This window comes from Vibrio sp. 1F279 (assembly GCF_041439815.1).
Lineage (GTDB): Bacteria > Pseudomonadota > Gammaproteobacteria > Enterobacterales > Vibrionaceae > Vibrio > Vibrio tasmaniensis_A.
This window is the reverse complement of record NZ_JBGOOU010000088.1, coordinates 1-1,330: the sequence shown is the minus strand read 5'-3', so window position 1 is coordinate 1,330 and position 1,330 is coordinate 1. Positions and strand designations below refer to the sequence as shown.

At 41.1% G+C, this 1,330-nt stretch carries 2 protein-coding genes; both read left to right on the top strand.

What is annotated here, in order from left to right:
• The coding region (locus tag ACED60_RS25270; protein ID WP_371728706.1) for a hypothetical protein at positions 1–694 on the top strand (694 nt) is incomplete at its 5' end.
• Between the two features lie 69 nt (positions 695–763).
• Complete coding sequence (locus ACED60_RS25265) at positions 764–1,159, top strand: hypothetical protein (protein WP_057622372.1); 396 nt, start codon at positions 764–766, stop codon at positions 1,157–1,159.
• Positions 1,160–1,330: the final 171 nt, after the last annotated feature.

Sequence of the window (1,330 nt, the reverse complement as noted above, 5' to 3'; positions counted from 1 at the left end):
ACATGACCTTCAAGGTTTTGCCTTTTTTAAGGCTCGAGACAACATTGGAATGAGCATTTCAAAAGTCTGTGAAATGACGGGACTTAACCGTAATAAGTTAAGTCAATTTGAACAAGAAAAAGGCACATTAGCTGCGAATGAAAAACGCACGTTAAAGCATTTTTATGAAGAGCGTGGACATGATTTTGCTAACTTAGAACCTCTCGATGGTGAAAGCATCAAGGCCGAATACCAAGCCAATAAAGCAGAATTGAGTGAGTCTCTTGATTCACTGATGACAAATGAAGTAGGTGACGCATTAATTAGCTTTGTTGATGCTCACCATGATTTGATAACCGCCAACGGCTATTTGGTTGTGATGGAGAGTGAAGAAATCGAAGTTATGCCGCCAGAGTACCAAGAATTGACAACAAACCTTATTCACCACTTTGAAGCGGATAAGCAAGGTCAGTTCGAAAAGAAAGGCGGCTTCTTAGGTGGTGCAGGCCAAGAGCGAGGTCAAAAATTCTTGGCTCTCTTGGCTTATTTGAAGCTACAAGACTTGCAATGTCTGCATTCTGATGCTCTGTCTTTATCGCTAAAGACCGTCAAGAAGAACTCAGACAACGAGCGATTACTTGAGGAAATTAAGGGCAACTTGAACCTAGGGAGTCTTGAAGAGTTCAAACAGTACACCTCAGCGCTGGTTAAGTAACCAGAAAATAAAAGGGCTAACCGAGTACCAGTCAGTTAGCCCAAGCACAATACATTGGAGTATGTACACATGGATAATACCGATAAACCCCAAGAGAACACAAGTCTGACACGCTCAAACAGTTGGGACGATTACCAAGACTTCATTATTAATATACCTGACTTTATTGCAGAATTTAGCCGTGACAAGCTCGAACTGACCACCGAGCAACAGGCATTTCACAATAAACACTTTAACCGTGAAGAGATGACCAATCAGATTGGTTTTATCAATGGTAAGTTAGTTCACATTCGGATTACACTCGATGCCACCGAGCACAAAGTGGATGATTTTGCTTTAATGAAAATCTTACCAAGAGAGCACGCCAAGAAGCTAACCAACAAAAAAGTGCTGGAAGAGAACACAAATTATGCCGTTGATCATATCCTGTCAGATCTAAGAACCATCGAAGGCAGTAAGTGGTAAGTGGCTTTTGACAATCCACATAAGCCTGTAGAGATACAGGCTTATTTTGTGCCAGGCTAAAATACAGGTAATCTAATTAGCGCTTTAACTGAGACCGATGAACAGGGATAACTTCGCTCAGCGAATGTTTCATTGTGAGTTGGGTTTTTAAAAATAGCATACAAATCATCG

What these genes read in the sequence shown, in the direction of transcription:
- ACED60_RS25265 (WP_057622372.1), top strand. Translation starts at nt 764, where the DNA reads ATGGATAATACCGATAAACCCCAAGAGAACACAAGTCTGACACGCTCA.